This is a genomic window from Polyangium sp. 15x6, from assembly GCF_029960785.1.
GTDB lineage: Bacteria > Myxococcota_A > Polyangia > Polyangiales > Polyangiaceae > Polyangium.
In genome coordinates this window covers 25,304-41,455 of the sequence record NZ_JASBQE010000052.1, presented here as the reverse complement: position 1 = coordinate 41,455, position 16,152 = coordinate 25,304, and the positions used below count along the sequence as shown (strand labels likewise).

Below are 16,152 nucleotides of genomic sequence, written 5' to 3'. Positions count from 1 at the left end.
CTACCGACAAGCCGCCCGCGGCCGCGCCTCGCTCGTCGGCACTTCTTCGAGCGTCACGTCGACGTTCTCCGCCTCCGCGACCTTCGGCTTCTCCGTGGACGGCGCGTGCAAGAGCGCTCGCACCTCCTCGCCGGACAGCGTCTCCACCTCGAGCAGCCGCCGCGCGATTCGCTCGAGCGCCGCGAAGTGCTCGTTGATGAGCGCCTTCGTCCGCGCCTCCGCGTCGGCGAGCAGCCGCCCCACCTCGGCGTCCACGGTCCGCGCCGTCTCCTCGCTGTAGTCGTAGCCGCCGCGCTCGAACGTCACGCTTCGCCGCGGATCGAACGACGCGAGCCCGAGCGACGCGCCGCCCATCCCGAGCTCGCGCACCATACGCCGCGCGATGTCCGTCGCGTTCACGAGATCGTCCTGCGCCCCCGTCGACGCGTCCCCGAACGTCCGCTGCTCCGCCACGCGCCCGCCGAGCAGCACCACAAGCCGATCGAGGATCTCCTGCCGGCTCATCAGGTACCGATCCTCGCGCGGCTTCTGCAGCGTGTAGCCGAGCGCGCCGATCCCGCGCGGAACGATCGACACCTTCCGCACCGGATCTTGCGTCGGCAAGAGCTCCGCCGCGATCGCGTGCCCCGCCTCGTGGTACGCCACGACCACCCGCTCGTGCGCGCCGAGCCTGCGGCTCTTCCTCTCGAGCCCCGCGATCACGCGCTCGATCGCCTCCTCGAGATCCGACTTGCTCACCGCCGTCGCGTGCCTGCGCGCCGCGAGCAGCGCCGCCTCGTTGAGCAGGTTCGCGAGGTCCGCGCCCACGAGCCCTGTCGTCTGCGCGGCCATGTCGTCGAGGTTCACGTCCGGGCCGAGCAGCACCCTTCGCGCGTGCACCTCCAGGATCTCGCGCCGCTCCCGGAGGTCCGGCCGATCGACGTACACGCGCCGATCGAAGCGCCCGGCGCGCGTGAGCGCCGGGTCGAGGATCTCGGGCCGGTTCGTCGCGGCGATCACCACGAGGCCCGTCGCGCCGTCGAAGCCGTCCATCTCCGTGAGGAGCTGGTTCAGCGTCTGCTCGCGCTCGTCGTTGCCGCCGATCGGCCCGGCCGCGCCGCGCGCCTTGCCGACCGCGTCGAGCTCGTCGACGAACAGGATCGCGGCCGGCTTCTCGCGCGCCTGGGCGAAGAGATCGCGCACGCGCGCTGCGCCCACGCCGACGAACATCTCCACGAACTCCGAGCCGCAGATGCTGAAGAACGGCACGTTCGCCTCGCCGGCCACGGCCCGCGCGAGCAGCGTCTTGCCCGTTCCGGGCGGCCCCACGAGCAGGCACCCCTTCGGGATGCGCCCGCCGAGCCTGCGATATCGCTCCGGCGCCCTCAGGAACTCGACGATCTCGGTGAGCTCCGCTTTCGCCTCGTGGCTGCCGGCCACGTCGCGGAACGTGATCGGCGCTCCCTTGTCCACGTAGAGCCGCGCCTTGTGTTTGCCGAAGTTCAGCGCGGGGTTCGTGATGTTCGGCGTCGGCGCCTTGCGCGACATCGAGCCCACGAGCAGGAGCACGCCCACGAGCGGAAGCGCCCAGAGCAGCATCATCGACAGCGACGGCCCGCCGTCGGAGACCCGGGTGTACGGGACGTCCTTCGCGTCGAGCGTCGCGAGCAGGGCGGTCTCGGCTCCCTCGATACGGCCGGTCCGGAACGTCTGCGACGTGCCGACGGGCGCGTTCGGCGCCGTGCGCCCGATGTACGTGTCCCCTTTGATCTGCACCTCGGTGAGCACGCCTTGCTCGGCCATGTCCCTGAACCGAGCGTAAGGAATTCGCTCTTCGCTCCCCTCGAGCGAGCCGAGCAGGAGCACCGCGCCCACGACGAGCAGGATGTAAACCCAGAACGATCGCATTTGGTTTCCGCCCCGTGCGACCTGCCTGCACGCGCTTTGCCAACGGCGATCGGCCTGGCAAGGACCTCGGTCCGTGCACCGACGTACCGGCGAGGATGGACAGGCCAAAAGGAGCGAGCGTACGCTTCTCCGTCCATGAACGGTCGCTCCCTGCTCTCCACGCTCGCCGCGCCCGCGCTCGCCACGACGTTCGCAACGATCCTCTCGCTCGCGGCCCTCGGCTGCGGCGCCTCCACCCCGCCGCCCGAGGACGCCACGAACCAGAACGACTCTGCCCCGGACGACGGGGCGAGCGAGCCGCGCGAGGCGACGGCAGAGCCCCCGGAGCCCGAGCCGAAGCCGCTCTCGCACGGCGCGAAGAAGATCACCGACGAGGGCGCCGCCGCCGACTACACGCTCACGGAGAAGGACTGCATCGAGCTCGGCAAGCAGTACGTCGCGGTGCAACGCGCAGACCAGATCGCCGGGCTCGACAAGCGGCTCACGGACAAACAGCGCGAGCAGGCCGTGAAGAACATCGACGCGGTGGTCGGGAAGATGGGCGAGCCGTGGGCGAACGGCTGCATCGAGAGCCTCGTCGGCAAGGTGGCCGAGCGGAAGCGGCTCGAATGCGCGATGGCCGCGAAGAGCGTGAAGGCGTTCGACGAGTGCCTCAACGGAGAGGACCCGCCGAAGTGATGCGAGGGCGCGTGGTTCGCCCGCGCCCCCTGGAAAAACCCCGCGGAAAAACCTGGTTCGTCCGAGCGGACCTCGGACCCCCACTTTCCCCTTGTTTCGCCGCTCCTCCGGGTGCTAGGTTTGTCCTTACCGATGCACCCTCTCCTCGCCGACCCCTGGGTCGCGGCGCGCATCGACGCAGCCGTCGCCCCGTACCGCGACCTCCTCCCCAGCGCGGACCTCGATTTCCTGCGGGATGAGCTCGCCGAACGGCTCGCCACCGACGAGCACGCGGCGCGCCTCCTCCGCCGGGCTGCGCCGAGGCACGTCGAGCAGAGCGGCGAGGCGTTCGTCGGGGCGGCCTTCGAGGGCGAGGATGAGCCCGAGACCCGGCGGGCCAGCGACATTCGTTCTCGGCGAACCGGGTCCGGGGCCGGCGAGTGAACCTGCGCATCGCTTCGTTCGGCGAAAACCCCGCGATCGAGCGCTACTACAACGAGGGACGGCCCATCCTGGAGCATGTCCTGCGCTGGATGGGGCGCAGGCTCGGGAACGTGGTCCCGCCCGAGGACATGCGCGCCTGTGCGCACGAGGGCCTGCTCGAAGCCGCGCGCACCTTCGATCCGACCCGCGCCTCGCTCCCCACGTACGTCGCGCGCAAGGTCCGCTGGGCCATCCTCGACGGCGTCAAGCGTGAGCGCCGTTCACGCCGGGCGCTCTCCCGCGCCACGGCCCTCCTCTGCGCCGAGCGCTTCTCCATCGAGCTCGCCGCGGCCCCGGATGACGCGGGCTTCTCCGAGGACGACCACGTCTCCGCCCTCGATCGCCTCCTCGAAGCGCATGCCGCGGCCCTCGCGCTCGGCCTCGTCTCGGGCGCGGGCACGCCCGAGGAGCACACCTCGCGCGCCGAGATGGCTCGCGCCCTTCGCCACGCCGTCGGCGCGCTCCCCGAGCGCGAGCGCACGCTCATCGAGCGGCACTACTTCCAGGGCGAGGACTTCGACGAGATCGCCGCGGACCTCGGCATCAGCAAGAGCTGGGCGAGCCGCCTGCACGCGCAGGCGATCCAGTCGCTCGCGACCGCGATCGCTGCCCGGACGCGTTAACGTTTGGCCTTCAGGTACGGCGCCTTCTCTTCGTCCGTCACCGGCTCGACGAACAGCACGCGGTGGTCGCGTTTGCCGAAGCTCACGAGCCGCACGAAGATGTGGTCGAGCGCGACGGTGACCTCGCTCCGCTTGTGCTTCCACAGGTTCGCCGCGTCCTGGAACGTCGGCACCTTCGGGTTGTAGGCGATCATGTGGTACTCGGGCCCTGCGGGCTCCGGGTAGTCGTCGACGTGGACGATCTTGTAGAGCCGGATGCCTCCGCTCGACTCGGCCGCCGCGACCACGGCGCCCTCCACCAGGTCCTTCCCGTTGGGATCGGACGACGCGGGGACGGACACGTCGCGGTTGCATGCGGCCACGGAGCCGAGGGCCATGCACAAAACGAGCAGCGCGCGGCGAAGCATGGCTCGGGAAATAACACCCGACGCATCCGGCGCAAGCGTGGCCTTCCCGATCTCCATCCGCCCGTGTATCACCCCGCTCCGAGGGCTCTTCGGCCCTCGTTCTCTGGAGGAGACCATGCGACTCGAAGACACCAAGTTCATCGTCACCGGCGCCGCCTCGGGCCTCGGCCGTCATTACGCCTATCGCCTCGCGGAGGCGGGCGGACAGGTGGTCGCGGGCGACGTGAACGAGGCCGCGCTCGCCTCGCTCGCCGAGGAAGCCAAGGATCTCCGCGGCAAGATCCACCCGAAGCGCATCGACGTCGGGAGCGAGGCCGAGGTCTCCGCGTTCGTCGACTTCGCGCACGAGGCCATGGGCGGCCTGAACGGCCTCGTCAACAACGCCGGCATCCTGCGCGACGGCCTGCTCGTGAAGAAGGACCGCACGACCGGCGCGATCACGAAGCTCTCGGCCCAGCAGTGGCAGGCCGTCATCGACGTCAACCTCACCGGCGCGACGTACATGGTCCGCGACGTCGTCGCCAAGATGGCCGGGGCCGGCGAGAAGGGCGTCATCGTCAACATCAGCTCGATCGCGCGCCATGGAAACCGTGGACAGTCGAACTACAGCGCCGCGAAGGCCGCGCTCGCCACCAACACCAAGACCTGGGCCCTCGAGTTCGCGCCGTTCGGCATCCGCGTCGGCTGCGTCGCGCCGGGCATGGTCGAGACGCCCATGACCCAGGGCATGAACCAGAAGGCCAAAGACGCCCTCGTCGCCGCGATCCCCGTCGGCCGCATCGGCTTGCCCGAGGACCTCTGGCTCGCCGTTCGTTTCGTCATCGAGTGCGAGTACTTCAACGGCCGCACCATCGACGTCGACGGCGGCCTCGCCATGTGACCCCCTCCGCCTCGAACAGACGGCCGATCCTTGGAACGGGGTTGACCCTGCTGATGTTGAAAGCTATTCTCAACATCAACAGGACGCCGGACGGTCGGAAGCACCTATGTACGTCTGCATCTGTGAGGCGGTTTCGGAGCAAGACATCTTGGACCTCGTGGGCGCTGGTGCCTCGACGGCCCATGAGGTCATGGAAAAGACGCGGGCTGGCACGCGATGCGGCTCGTGTCGGGCGACCGTGAAGTCCCTCGTCGAGGGGGATGGACCGGTCTCGACGGAATGTGCCGATTCCGCCCCGACTTGCGGGGTTCGTCGGCTGCGTGTGCTTCGATCCGCCTCGTCGGCGGCCTGATGGTTCGGCTCGGCTCGTTCGGTTCTCGATAACGGTTTTCGACATCTCCAGCGTTACGTGCGCGCGGCAGCGTTTGTCGCGTGACGGTGCTGTTTTGTTTCGAGAGCCCTTCCCGCACCTGCCCATTTATCCGATAGCGTGCTAGGCGGACATCGCGGCCACCGTATCGCCGGGGCCGTAACCCTTGCAGGCTAGAGGTCTTCCATGAAGGGCGACAGAGACGTCATCCACGCGCTGAACGAGGTGCTCGCCGCCGAACTCGTGGCGATCAACCAGTATTTCATGCACGCCAAGATGTGCGAGAACTGGGGATATCTGGAGCTTGCCGAGCGCAGCCGCCACGAGTCGATCGACGAGATGCGCCATGCCGAGGCGATCATGCAGCGCATCCTCTTCCTCGAAGGCCTGCCGAACCTGCAGCGCCTCGACAAACTGAACGTGGGCCAGAACGTGCCCGAGCAGTTCAAGAGCGACCTCGAGCTCGAGTACGCGGCCGTCACGCGATTGAACAGCTCGATCGCTCTCTGTCGTGAGAAGGGTGACCACCAGAGCGAACACTTGCTCCGTGGCATCCTGGCCGGCGAGGAAGAGCACATCGACTGGCTCGAAACCCAGCTCGATTTGCTTCAGAAGCTGGGCGAACCGCTTTACCTTTCGCAGAAGCTCTCGCACTGCAAGAGCTGACGATCGGGCCAATCGTGGCGATGATAGGGTCGCGCGGCACCAGGCGTCTGGCTGTCCGCGCGACATGCTCTCACGTGCACAGGCCCCCAGATGGAGGCCGGGGGATTCCATGGCGAAGATTCTCGTCGTCGATGATCAGCGCAACATGCGCACGACGCTCGCGATGATGTTGCGAAGCGCGGGCTACGAAGTCGACGAGGCGAGCGACGGAAAAGAAGGCGCGGATCGGGGCTCGAAGGGCGCATACGACCTCGTGCTCACCGACCTGCGCATGGGCGGCAACGACGGCATCGGCGTCCTGCGCTCGGTCAAGGAGACGCACGCGATGACCGAGGTCATCGTGATGACCGCGTACGGCACGATCGAGAGCGCCGTCGAGGCCATGCGCCTCGGCGCCTTCGACTACATCCAGAAGCCCTTCACGGAGCAGGAGCTGCTCGTGAAGGTCGAGCGCGCGATCGCGAACCGCAGGCTCACGGGCCAGGTCTCGCTCTTCGCGACCGAGTTCCGCGAGCGCTACAAGTTCGAGAACATCATCGGCCGCTCGCACGCGATCCGCGAGGTGCTCGCGCGCATCGTGCGCGTCGCGCCGACGGACGCGACGGTGCTCATCACGGGCGAGAGCGGCACGGGCAAGGAGCTCGTGGCCAAGGCGATCCACGCGAACTCGAAGCGCGCCGATCGCCCCTTCGTCCCGGTCAACTGCGCGGCCATCAGCGAGACGCTCCTCGAGAGCGAGCTCTTCGGACACGCGCGTGGCTCCTTCACGGGCGCGGTCTCGGCGCGCAAGGGCCTCTTCGAGGAGGCCGACGGCGGCACGTTCTTCTTCGACGAGATCGCCGAGACGCCGCTGACCTTCCAGGCGAAGCTGCTCCGCGCGATCCAGGAGAACGAGATCCGCCGCGTCGGCGAGAACAAGCCGATCCGCGTCGACGTGCGCATCATCGCCGCGACGAACCAGGACCTCTTGACCTCCGTCGCCGAGCGCCGCTTCCGGCAGGACCTCTACTACCGCCTCAACGTGGCGCGCTTCATCCTGCCGCCCTTGCGCGAGCGTCGCGAGGACATCCCGGTCCTCTTCGAGTTTTTCCTCGACAAGTACAACCGCAAGATGAGCGCGAAGGCGCGCGTCGGCGACGGCGTGCTCGAAGCGGTCTCGAACTACGAGTTCCCGGGCAACATCCGCGAGCTCGAGAACCTCGTCGAGCAGGCCGTCGCGCTCTCGGGCGGCGGCATGATCACGATCGACGAGCTCGGCCTCGCGCCCGGCCCCTCGCAGAAGACGGCCCCGACGAGCGGCGGCCGCGCCCTCGCCGACGTCGTCGACTCCGCCGAACGTCAGGCCATCGAGGCGGCGCTGCGCGAGTGTGACGGCAGCCGCGAGCGCGCCGCCGAGGTGCTCGGCATCAGCGCCACCACGCTCTGGCGCAAGATGACACGCCTGGCGATCACGTATCCTCCCCTCTGAACCCCGCCCAACCCCCGGATTCCGCCCTCGGACATTGCAAATCTGAAAGGTCCTCCGCAGAGCACCTTTCCGACATGCAATGTTCGAGGCGAAAAGCGTCTGCCCCGGATGATGCGTTGCGGCGTCGAAGACCGCAGGTTTTTCGCGGGATCCACCGATGGAACGCGCGTTGCTTCGAAAAACGGCAAAGACGAACCCGAGCGCTTTCGTGTCGGCGTCGTCTCCGAAGGGGTCCTTCCCATGCCGCGCGTGTTGATCGTCGACGACGAGGAGAATCAGCGCAAGACGCTCTCCATTGGCCTTCGGCTGGAGGGGTTCGAGGTCCTCGGCGCGGCCTCCGGTGAAGAGGCGCTGCGCTTGCTCGCCGACAAGACCGTCGACGTCGCGATGGTCGACCTGATGCTTCCAGGCATGAGTGGTCTGGACCTCGTGCGTCAGATTCGCCGCATGTTCCCGAACGTGCGCGTCTACCTCGCGAGCGCCTACCACCTCTCCTCGCGGCAGATGGAGCGCGCCGACTGCGGCGCGGCCGGCTTCATCCCCAAGCCCTACGCCCTCTCCGAGCTCAGCCGTCTCCTGCAAGCCAAGACTCCGGCGCCTGCGCAAGTCGCGTGCTAACAGCCGCGCGTGCGCCGCGACCTCCTCACGTACGAACTCCCGCCCGAGCTCATCGCCGCGCATCCGTCCCCGGATCGTGAAAGCGCGCGCCTGCTCGTCGTCGACGACGAGCCCGGCCACCTCGAACACGCCCTCATCCGCGACCTACCCGACCGCTTGCCCGAAGGCGCGCTCGTCGTCGTCAACGACACCCGCGTCCTGCCCGCGCGCCTCCTCGGCCGCAAGGCCACGAGCGGCGGCAAGGTCGAGATCTTCCTCGTTCGCAAGGTCGCCGAGACGCACGTCGATCGCAGCGGCGAGCGCCTTCCTGCTGAGCGATGGCGCGCCCTCGGTCGCTCCTCCAAACCCCTCCGCGAAGGCACCGAGATCACGATCGACGGCCCCGCCTCGCTCGTCGCGCGTATCGAAGGCAAGGACCCCGAAGGCCTCTTCGACGTCGTCCTTTTCTCGCCCGAGGGCCGCTCCGTCCCTGATGCCGTCGAGGCCGCAGGCCACGTCCCGCTCCCGCCCTACATCCGTCGCGACGACGACGCCGCGGACCGCGCGCGCTACCAGACCGTCTACGCCCGCGAGCCCGGCGCCGTCGCCGCGCCGACCGCGGGCCTGCACCTGACCGAGCCTCTGATCGAGCGCCTTTCCGCGCGTGGGATGGAGCTCGCGCGTGTGACGCTCCACGTCGGTCTTGGCACGTTCCAGCCGGTGACAGTGTCGGATCTCGATGATCACCCGATGCACGCCGAGGCCTACCGCGTGCCGCCCGAGACGGCCGACGCCGTGGCGCGCGCGCGCCTGAAAGGACGGGAGATCGTGGCGATCGGGACGACCAGTGTGCGCGCCCTGGAGAGCGCCGCGGACCCCGAGCGCGAGGGCCACGTCGTCGCGCGGGAAGGCGAGACGCGCCTCTTGATCCAGCCGGGCTATCGCTTTCGCGTGGTCGATCGGCTGCTGACGAATTTTCACCTGCCGGAGTCGACGCTCCTCGCGCTCGTCTCTGCCTTCGCGGGCCTGCCGCGTATCCTCGAGAGTTACCGCGTCGCGATCGAGGAGAGGTACCGGTTTTACTCGTACGGCGACGCGATGCTTCTGAGGAGACGACGATGAGCGGCCCGAGCACGCCCGGATATGCCTTCCGCACCCTCGCCACGAGCGGCGCGGCGCGCGCGGGCATCCTGACGACGCCGCACGGCGACGTCCCCACGCCGACGTTCATGCCCGTCGGCACGCAGGGCAGCGTGAAGACCATGAGCCCGGAGGAGGTCGCGGCCACGGGCGCGCGCATCGTCCTCGGCAACACCTACCACCTCTGGCTCCGGCCCGGCCCCGACATCGTCGCCGAGCTCGGGGGCCTGCACGGCTTCACGAAGTGGCCGCACGCCATGCTCACGGACTCGGGCGGCTTTCAGGCCTTCTCCCTCGCCGAGCGACGGCAGACGAGCGAGGACGGGTTCGTCTTCCGCTCGCACCTCGACGGCTCGAAGAAGGTCCTCACGCCCGAGGTGGCGATGCAGGTGCAGGGCAAGATCGGCGCTGACATCGCCATGCAGCTCGACATCTGCCCGCCCAGCGACGCCTCGCGCGCCGAGTTCGAGGCCGCGTGCGCGCGCACCACGCGCTGGGCCAAGCGTTGCCTCGCGGCCAAGCGGCCGGATCAAGCCGTCTTCGGCATCGTGCAGGGCGGCACCGATCCGGCCCTCCGGCGCGCGCACGCCGAGGAGCTCGCGGCCATGCCCTTCGACGGCCTCGCGCTCGGCGGTTTTTCCGTTGGCGAGCCGATCGCCCGCATGCACGAGGTCCTCATGGAGGTTGGGCCCACGCTCGATCCCGAGCGACCGCATTACCTCATGGGCGTCGGCACCCCTTACGATCTCGTACGGGCCATCGGCGCGGGCGTCGACATGTTCGACTGCGTCTTGCCGACCCGCAACGCGCGCAACGGCCAGGCCCTCACGCGCACTGGAAAGGTCGTCATCAAGCAGGCCCGTTACCGCACCGACCCATCGCCGCTCGATCCTACCTGCGCCTGCCCGACCTGCGCCGCGGGCTACTCGCGCGCCTACCTCCGGCACCTCTTCCTCGCGGGCGAGATCCTCGTCTTGCGGCTCATCACTGCGCACAACCTGCACCTCTACGGCACGCTCGTGCGCGAGGCGCGCGAGGCGATCCTCGCGGGCCGGTACGACGCGTTCGCGAAGGAGTGGCTCGCGGGGCTGGAAGCGGGCGCGGCCGAGGACACGGCCGCGCGCGCCGCTACTTGATGTTCAGCTCCAGCGTCGTCGGCTGACCGTTTCGGACCACGTCCACGCGGATCTGGTTCGCCGACATCAGCCGCGCGTAGGCCTCGAGCGCGCTCTGCGGGTTCGTCATCTCGAACCCGTTGATGCGCTGCAGCTGATCGCCGTGCTTCAGCCCGATCGCGTCGAGCGCCGTGCCTTTGCGCACGCCCATGATCTTCATCCCCGTCGTCTGATCCCCCTGCCGCGCCGGCACCACGCGCACCTTCTGCAGGTACTCCGCCTGGTTCGTCAGGATCTCGTCCACCACCGTCCGGTCGATGTCGTACTGGTTCGGCCCCGTTTGCCGGATCCGCTCCGCGATGTGTGGCGGTAGCTGCCCTTTCGGCCTCTTCCCCGGCGTCGCGGACGGCGCTGTTTGCGGCCCGTTCCCGTTCATCGGCGGCGTCATCCTCGGCGGATCGTTCATCGGCGGCTGCATCCCCTGCATCGCCTTGCGCCGCTCCGTGTCGTGCACCTCGATCTGGCAGAACCGCCCTTCGCGCGTCAGCCAGATCCGATCCGGCCCGATGTGCGCCACCTGGAAGCTGCCGAGCTGATCGCCCTGTCGGTGCAGATGCACGCCTTCCGGCCCTGCGATCGCCGCGAACGACCACGCGGGGTCCTCCTCCGACCACACGATCAGCGTCACCATGCCGACCTCGCACGGCGGATCGTCGAGCGGATGCGTCGGCGGAGGCCCGAGCGGCTCTTGCGGCACGAGCGGGCCCGTCATCGAATCGAACGGATTGCGCTCGAGGATCACGTTCCCGCTCGGTCGGGCGGCCTCTTCCTCATGGTGCGCGGCGATCTTCGGCCCTGGCCGCTTCGTCACCGGCGCGTCGTCGAGCATCGCCGCGCCTACGAGGTAGCCGAGCCCCTTCGCCTGGAAATAGGCCGATGCGAGGAGGAGCAGGCCCACGACAACCGGAAAATACCGCTTGAGCCACGCGTCGAGTCGCACCCCTCGTATCCGAGCGAGCGCCGTACCAGCGCTTTTTGGGCATGAGGGCCTGGAAACGCGGACATCGTGGGGCTCGGCGCGGCACCCTCCTGCTCGGCCTCGGCGCGCCCGTGCGCATCTTGCCCGGAATTTCCCCCTCGGATACGGTGGAGACAGAGGCGCGGGACAGCGTGGAAATTCCTACGAAAAAGCCGATCGGCAAGATCTTGGTCCAGCAACGCGCGCTCTCCGAAGAGCAGCTCGAACGCGCGCTCGAAACGGGCAAGGGCTCGGCCGTCCCCCTCGCGTCGCGGTTGACCGAGGCCGGCACCATCAGCGAGCTCGCCGGCTTGAAGGCGCTCAGCGAGCAGAACGGCGTGCCGGGCGTCGACCTCAAGCAGATCTGCTTGAAGCTCACCGACCTCGCCATCGTGCCGCGTCAGATCGCGCTCCAGCACAAGCTGCTCCCGGTGCTCGTGCGGGACGACAAGCTCCACCTCGCGATGGCGGCTCCGACGAACCGCAAGGTCATCGACGAGATCGAGTTCACCACCGGCAAACGCGTCTTCCCGTACGTCGCGCTCGAAGCCCAGCTCCGCAAGATCATTCCGATCGCGTACGAGATGAAGGAGCGGGGCGAGTCGCACTACGTCGGGCCGAACTGCCCGCCCGAGGTCCGCCGCAAGGCCGGCGTCCCGCTGCCCACGCGCACGCAAGGCGGCGCGACCGAGACGCCCTTCGAGGGCAGCGTCGTCGCGCCCTCGCCGGCCGACGCCTCGCAGGCCGCGATCCCGCCGCCGAAGCGCGTCACGACCCGCAACCAGATCGGCGCGATCGTCGACGACGCCATGCAACGCGCGGCCGCGGACGCCGACGTCTCCGACGCCGACTTCGGCAAGGCCCCGCGGGATCTCTCGGTCATCGCGGGCCCGGGCGCGCTCCGCCCGCCGCGCCAGCCGGGCGAGCGCACCGTGCTCGTCGTCGACGACGAGGTCGAGATCCGCAACATCCTCCGCCTCGTCCTCGAGCAGCGCGGCTACCGCGTCCTCGAAGCCGATCGCGGCGAGGCGGCGCTGCGCATCCTCAAGGAGGACGTGCCCGACGCGATCGTCCTCGACGCCATGCTCCCGGGCGAGCTCCACGGCTTCGACATCGCGCGCCAGCTCAAGGGCTCCGAGCGCTACGGGCACATCCCGATCGTGATCGTCTCGGCGGTGTATCGGGGCTGGCGGTTCGCGGAGGACCTCAAGGCCAGCTACAAGGTCGACGCGTACGTCGAAAAACCGTTCCGCGTGACGGACGTCATCGAGGCGCTCGAGCGGGCGATCGAGCAGGCGCAGGGCAAGGCGGTGCCGGCGGATCCGGAGCGGATCTCGGCGGAGGCGGAGAAGAAGCTCGCGGCGGGGATCGCGGCGTACCAGGCCGGCAACTTCGACGAGGCGATCGGCTATCTCCGCGAGGGCACGAAGATCGACCCGCTCGCGTACCGCCTGCACTTCCACCTCGGCCTCTTGCTCGGCAAGCGTGGCCAGATCTACGACGCGATCAGCGAGCTCGAGACGGCGCTGCGCATCAACGACCGCCACTTCCCGGCCCTGAAGAACCTTGCGGTCCTCTACCAGAAGGCTGGCTTCCGGAACAAAGCGGTCGAGATCTGGGAGCGCGCGCTGCGGGTCGCGCCGGACGAACCGACGCGCCAGTCCATCAAGGAAATCCTCGTCGGCCTGCTCTAGCCCTTGCGGCGCAGCTCCTCGACCCAGGCGCGCGCCGCGGCTTCGTCGGGGAACGACGCGAGCGGGATGCGGCCTATCTCGAGCTTGAGCAGCCGTATGGCGCGCAGGACCATGTCGACGACCGCGCGATGGTAGAGGTCCGCGCCGAACATCACCGAGCCGCGCAGGGCGCTCACCGGGAACTCCTTGAAGCTCTGCACCACCATCTCGGGCGCGTACCGCGTGAGCTTCGAGAGGTCCGCCAGGTAGTACACGCCGTGCCCGATCTGCTTCGAGGTCTTCTCGAGATACGCCATCCCCGCGCGCATATCCTCGACGGTGACGGGGCCGGTGGGCCGGCAGATCACGATGTCCGGCGGTTCGAACCGGATGGGATGGGGACCCAGGTACTCCCAACCGTCGCTAGGGGTGTCCATCGTTCGATCTCTATCCTTTGCGGCGAAGCTCGTCGATCCAGGCGCGCGCGGAGGCTTCGTCGGGGAACGTCTCGATCGGCAGGCGGTTCATCGGGTGCCCGAGCAGCCGGATGGCTCGCAGGACCGCGCTGTTCTGCATGCGCTGGTGGAAGTTCTCGCCGAAGATGGCCGTGCCCCGGATGTGCTCCATCGGGCTCGACTGGAAGAGCTGGAGCGACGAGCCGATCGAGTAGCCCGTGAGCCGCGAGGAATCCCCCAGATAGAACGTGCCGCGCCCGATCTGCTTGGCGATCGTCGAGTTGAAGTCGAGCACGCCGCGCACGTCGGCGGCCGAGATCCGTCCGATGGGCCTGCAAAAGACGATGTCCGGGGGCTCGAACCGTATCGGGTGTGGTCCCACGTAGCTGAAGCCGTCGCTCGACGTTCCCATCCGAGATCCTTCCGCCCTCAGGGATAAAGGGCCCGCCGTGAAGCTTCAACGCGGGTAGCGCACCCAAGGCTCTGCGCCCGGAAGTTTCGCCTCGCGACCGAGTCGAGTAGACTCCGAGCCTCCGCGCGCGGCGTCCTCGATGAACCTCTCCTGCCAGAAGTGCAAAGCCCCCTTGGACCCCGGCGCGACAGGCCGCGTGACGTGTGCGTCGTGCGGACACGTGAGCTTCGTCCCGCCGCGCGCACCGGCGGGCCTTCCGCCCCGGCCCACCGGCATCGGCGCCTCGGCCGTCGGTCCTTCCGCGCCGCGCCCGATCGCGCCCCCGCGCGTGGGAAACGCGTTCGCGGCGACTGCGAAGGCGCCCTTGCCGGTGGGAAACGCCTTGGGGGCGCCCGCGAACCCGATTTTTCAGGGGGAAACGGCTCCCGGCGCGCCCGAACCCGTTTTTCCGACGGAAAACGCGTTCGCGCCGGCCGCGAAGGCGCCCGAGCAGGTAGAAAACGCGTTCGCGGCGCCTGCGGACGCGTTTCCCACGGCGGAAACGGCTCCCGCCGCGCGCGAAGACGTTTCCCACCAAAAAATCGGGTCCGCGGCGTCCGCGGAAGCGTTTCCCACGAGAAAAAACGCGTTCGCGGCCGCGCCCGACGCGCTCGACGTGCTCGAAGACCCCTTCGCCCTGCGCGACCCCTTCGCCGAGGCGCCCCAGGTCTCCCCCGGCGCGGCGACCACGAGCGACGCCGCCGCGACCCTCGTCCGTCCGGCGCCCGCGCCCGCCCCGGAGCCAGTCGAGCCCCCACGCGCCCCGGCCACGTCGCTCGGCACCGTCGCCCCCGAGATCCCGGAAGACGACATCGACGAGGACGCCCTCCTCGGTCGCCGCAAGAAAGGCTCCCTCCACCCGGCCGCGCTCGCTCTCATCGCGGCAGGCGCCGTCTTCGGCGGGGTCGCGGCCTTCCTCCTGCTCCGCCCAGCCCCGTCGGCGCCGCAGATCGTCTACGTCACGGCCTCCGCCAGCGCCGCCCCGGCAGCTCCGCCCTCGGCCGGGCCCACGACGGAGGCCACCGCTCCCGTAGGCGACCCCACCGAGGCCCCCAAAGCCGGCACCTCGGCGCGGCCGCTCGGCGGACCGTGGCCGCAAGCCGCGAAGAGCGGCACGCCGGCCGCCGCCATCGATATGTCCGGCTTCCAAGGCCCGAACGTCGCCGGCCCGACGGCCGGCACCACGGGCGGGCCGCAGACGGCCGGCGCGGGGCAGCTGTCCGCGGGCGAGATCAGCGCCGTGGTCGAGGCGAACCGTCCGCTCGTGAAGCGCCGCTGCTGGCAGCCAGCCCTGGACGCGACGAAGGGGATGGGCGGCTCGTCGGCGCGCGTGTCGGCCTCGATTGTCATCGCGCCTTCAGGAGCGGTGCAATCGGTGAGCGCGAGCGGAGCGGAAAAGGATTACCCGGGCTTGTCGAGCTGCATCGCCAGCCGCATCAAGGGCTGGAAATTCCCGGCTTCCGGAGGCTCGACCCCGGTGAACATCCCATTCGTGTTCGCAGCGCAATGAGCGCGACCGACAAAACCGCTTTGATTTCCTGAGGAGAGGACGGTATCGAATCGCCATGACCGAACGAAAGATCCGCATCCTCGTCGCCAAGCCCGGCCTCGATGGCCACGACCGCGGCGCCAAGGTCGTCGCGCGCGCGCTACGAGACGCGGGGTTCGAGGTCATCTACACAGGCCTGCACCAGACGCCCGACATGATCGCCAGCGCCGCCGTCCAGGAAGACGTGGACGCCGTGGGCCTGTCGATCATGTCCGGCGCCCACAACACCCTGTTCCCCGCCGTGATCCAGGCCCTCCGAGCCCGCGGCGCAGACGACATCGTGGTGTTCGGAGGCGGGATCATCCCAGACGACGACATCGTCCGGCTGAAAGAAGCAGGCGTGAAGGGCGTCTTCACCCCCGGAACCCCGCTGAAGAGCATCATCGACTGGGTCCACGAGCACGTGGCCGAGTAGAACGTAGCGCCGGGGTTTCACCCCGGGCCCCACCAGGGGTTATCCACCCCTGGACCCGGACCAGGCACGGCCTGGACCGAAGGTGCATCGACCGCGATGCGGTCGATGCAAGCCACAGAACTTTTCCCCTCCTCATTCACCAAAAGCCAAGCGCCCCGGCCCTGCCAATCGGTGCGGGTTTTTTGGCCATTTCCATCGTTATCGGTCTACCTGCGCACTCGTGCAGAGGAGCATCGGTTCCGGATCGTCGAAGGACCACCCGTTGGTCACTCCAGATCCCACCACTTCTCCCCACCGA

General features: G+C 68.9%; 18 protein-coding genes. 13 read left to right on the top strand and 5 right to left on the bottom strand.

The features are described 5' to 3' along the window. Window positions 1-1,887, bottom strand: a complete 1,887-nt coding sequence (ftsH, locus tag QHF83_RS31545) for an ATP-dependent zinc metalloprotease FtsH (protein WP_282421704.1) — start codon at window positions 1,885-1,887, stop codon at window positions 1-3. Between the two features lie 135 nt (window positions 1,888-2,022). On the opposite strand from ftsH, the gene QHF83_RS31540 reads away from it, so the two are divergent. The 3 genes from QHF83_RS31540 to QHF83_RS31530 all read left to right on the top strand — a co-directional run bounded on the left by QHF83_RS31540 (window position 2,023) and on the right by QHF83_RS31530 (window position 3,650). Continuing rightward, window positions 2,023-2,565: a hypothetical protein gene (locus tag QHF83_RS31540; protein WP_282421703.1), complete on the top strand. Its 543-nt coding sequence runs from the start codon at window positions 2,023-2,025 to the stop codon at window positions 2,563-2,565. Window positions 2,566-2,697: 132 nt separating this feature from the next. After that, complete coding sequence (locus QHF83_RS31535; protein WP_282421702.1) at window positions 2,698-2,988, top strand: hypothetical protein; 291 nt, start codon at window positions 2,698-2,700, stop codon at window positions 2,986-2,988. Next, on the top strand, window positions 2,985-3,650 hold the full coding sequence (locus tag QHF83_RS31530) for a sigma-70 family RNA polymerase sigma factor (protein ID WP_282421701.1): 666 nt from the start codon (window positions 2,985-2,987) through the stop codon (window positions 3,648-3,650). Before QHF83_RS31535 ends, QHF83_RS31530 begins: the two co-directional genes overlap by 4 nt. Here QHF83_RS31530 and QHF83_RS31525 read toward each other — a convergent pair. Next, window positions 3,647-4,057: a hypothetical protein gene (locus QHF83_RS31525; RefSeq protein WP_282421700.1), complete on the bottom strand. Its 411-nt coding sequence runs from the start codon at window positions 4,055-4,057 to the stop codon at window positions 3,647-3,649. The two genes, QHF83_RS31530 and QHF83_RS31525, sit on opposite strands and share 4 nt — an antisense overlap. Before the next feature lie 115 nt (window positions 4,058-4,172). On the opposite strand from QHF83_RS31525, the gene QHF83_RS31520 reads away from it, so the two are divergent. The 7 genes from QHF83_RS31520 to tgt all read left to right on the top strand — a co-directional run bounded on the left by QHF83_RS31520 (window position 4,173) and on the right by tgt (window position 10,314). Further along, window positions 4,173-4,937 carry an SDR family NAD(P)-dependent oxidoreductase gene (locus QHF83_RS31520; RefSeq protein ID WP_282421699.1) on the top strand — a complete coding sequence of 255 codons (765 nt, stop codon included), beginning with the start codon at window positions 4,173-4,175 and terminating at the stop codon, window positions 4,935-4,937. Between the two features lie 106 nt (window positions 4,938-5,043). Next, complete coding sequence (locus tag QHF83_RS31515) at window positions 5,044-5,289, top strand: (2Fe-2S)-binding protein (protein ID WP_282421698.1); 246 nt, start codon at window positions 5,044-5,046, stop codon at window positions 5,287-5,289. Window positions 5,290-5,493: 204 nt separating this feature from the next. Beyond that, a complete protein-coding gene (bfr, locus tag QHF83_RS31510; RefSeq protein ID WP_282421697.1) occupies window positions 5,494-5,973 on the top strand; it encodes a bacterioferritin in 480 nt (159 codons plus the stop codon). Between the two features lie 109 nt (window positions 5,974-6,082). After that, entirely contained in the window at window positions 6,083-7,441 is a 1,359-nt protein-coding gene (locus QHF83_RS31505; protein ID WP_282421696.1) for a sigma-54 dependent transcriptional regulator, read from the top strand. A 240-nt stretch (window positions 7,442-7,681) separates the two neighbouring features. Next, the gene (locus tag QHF83_RS31500) at window positions 7,682-8,059 is read left to right on the top strand and encodes a response regulator (protein WP_282421695.1); all 378 of its coding nucleotides are present in this window, start codon (window positions 7,682-7,684) and stop codon (window positions 8,057-8,059) included. A 9-nt stretch (window positions 8,060-8,068) separates the two neighbouring features. Continuing rightward, window positions 8,069-9,160, top strand: coding sequence for a tRNA preQ1(34) S-adenosylmethionine ribosyltransferase-isomerase QueA (gene queA / locus QHF83_RS31495; RefSeq protein ID WP_282421694.1), 1,092 nt, complete (start codon window positions 8,069-8,071; stop codon window positions 9,158-9,160). Beyond that, window positions 9,157-10,314, top strand: coding sequence for a tRNA guanosine(34) transglycosylase Tgt (tgt, locus tag QHF83_RS31490; RefSeq protein WP_282421693.1), 1,158 nt, complete (start codon window positions 9,157-9,159; stop codon window positions 10,312-10,314). Before queA ends, tgt begins: the two co-directional genes overlap by 4 nt. Here the strand turns inward: tgt and gspC are convergent. Beyond that, window positions 10,307-11,293, bottom strand: a complete 987-nt coding sequence (gene gspC / locus QHF83_RS31485; RefSeq protein WP_282421692.1) for a type II secretion system protein GspC — start codon at window positions 11,291-11,293, stop codon at window positions 10,307-10,309. The genes tgt and gspC overlap by 8 nt on opposite strands. 41 nt (window positions 11,294-11,334) lie before the next feature. Between gspC and QHF83_RS31480 the strand changes: the two genes are divergently transcribed. Beyond that, entirely contained in the window at window positions 11,335-13,005 is a 1,671-nt protein-coding gene (locus QHF83_RS31480; RefSeq protein ID WP_282421691.1) for a response regulator, read from the top strand. Here the strand turns inward: QHF83_RS31480 and QHF83_RS31475 are convergent. Both QHF83_RS31475 and QHF83_RS31470 read right to left on the bottom strand, forming a co-directional pair. Then, window positions 13,002-13,421, bottom strand: coding sequence for an STAS/SEC14 domain-containing protein (locus tag QHF83_RS31475; protein ID WP_282421690.1), 420 nt, complete (start codon window positions 13,419-13,421; stop codon window positions 13,002-13,004). The genes QHF83_RS31480 and QHF83_RS31475 overlap by 4 nt on opposite strands. 10 nt (window positions 13,422-13,431) lie before the next feature. Next, window positions 13,432-13,851 carry an STAS/SEC14 domain-containing protein gene (locus tag QHF83_RS31470; protein WP_282421689.1) on the bottom strand — a complete coding sequence of 140 codons (420 nt, stop codon included), beginning with the start codon at window positions 13,849-13,851 and terminating at the stop codon, window positions 13,432-13,434. Between the two features lie 220 nt (window positions 13,852-14,071). Between QHF83_RS31470 and QHF83_RS31465 the strand changes: the two genes are divergently transcribed. Beyond that, on the top strand, window positions 14,072-15,400 hold the full coding sequence (locus tag QHF83_RS31465) for an AgmX/PglI C-terminal domain-containing protein (RefSeq protein ID WP_282421688.1): 1,329 nt from the start codon (window positions 14,072-14,074) through the stop codon (window positions 15,398-15,400). 55 nt (window positions 15,401-15,455) lie between these two features. Next, window positions 15,456-15,854 carry a cobalamin B12-binding domain-containing protein gene (locus tag QHF83_RS31460; RefSeq protein ID WP_282421687.1) on the top strand — a complete coding sequence of 133 codons (399 nt, stop codon included), beginning with the start codon at window positions 15,456-15,458 and terminating at the stop codon, window positions 15,852-15,854. The last annotated feature ends 298 nt before the right edge of the window (window positions 15,855-16,152 follow it).

Bases quoted from the DNA above. Each gene is read 5' to 3' on its own strand.
- QHF83_RS31460 (WP_282421687.1), top strand. From the start codon at position 15,456: ATGACCGAACGAAAGATCCGCATCCTCGTCGCCAAGCCCGGCCTCGAT.
- QHF83_RS31515 (WP_282421698.1), top strand. From the start codon at position 5,044: ATGTACGTCTGCATCTGTGAGGCGGTTTCGGAGCAAGACATCTTGGAC.
- tgt (WP_282421693.1), top strand. From the start codon at position 9,157: ATGAGCGGCCCGAGCACGCCCGGATATGCCTTCCGCACCCTCGCCACG.
- bfr (WP_282421697.1), top strand. From the start codon at position 5,494: ATGAAGGGCGACAGAGACGTCATCCACGCGCTGAACGAGGTGCTCGCC.
- QHF83_RS31520 (WP_282421699.1), top strand. From the start codon at position 4,173: ATGCGACTCGAAGACACCAAGTTCATCGTCACCGGCGCCGCCTCGGGC.
- QHF83_RS31535 (WP_282421702.1), top strand. From the start codon at position 2,698: ATGCACCCTCTCCTCGCCGACCCCTGGGTCGCGGCGCGCATCGACGCA.
- QHF83_RS31475 (WP_282421690.1), bottom strand. From the start codon at position 13,421: ATGGACACCCCTAGCGACGGTTGGGAGTACCTGGGTCCCCATCCCATC.
- QHF83_RS31540 (WP_282421703.1), top strand. From the start codon at position 2,023: ATGAACGGTCGCTCCCTGCTCTCCACGCTCGCCGCGCCCGCGCTCGCC.
- QHF83_RS31505 (WP_282421696.1), top strand. From the start codon at position 6,083: ATGGCGAAGATTCTCGTCGTCGATGATCAGCGCAACATGCGCACGACG.
- QHF83_RS31470 (WP_282421689.1), bottom strand. From the start codon at position 13,851: ATGGGAACGTCGAGCGACGGCTTCAGCTACGTGGGACCACACCCGATA.
- QHF83_RS31500 (WP_282421695.1), top strand. From the start codon at position 7,682: ATGCCGCGCGTGTTGATCGTCGACGACGAGGAGAATCAGCGCAAGACG.
- QHF83_RS31480 (WP_282421691.1), top strand. From the start codon at position 11,335: ATGAGGGCCTGGAAACGCGGACATCGTGGGGCTCGGCGCGGCACCCTC.
- QHF83_RS31525 (WP_282421700.1), bottom strand. From the start codon at position 4,057: ATGCTTCGCCGCGCGCTGCTCGTTTTGTGCATGGCCCTCGGCTCCGTG.
- ftsH (WP_282421704.1), bottom strand. From the start codon at position 1,887: ATGCGATCGTTCTGGGTTTACATCCTGCTCGTCGTGGGCGCGGTGCTC.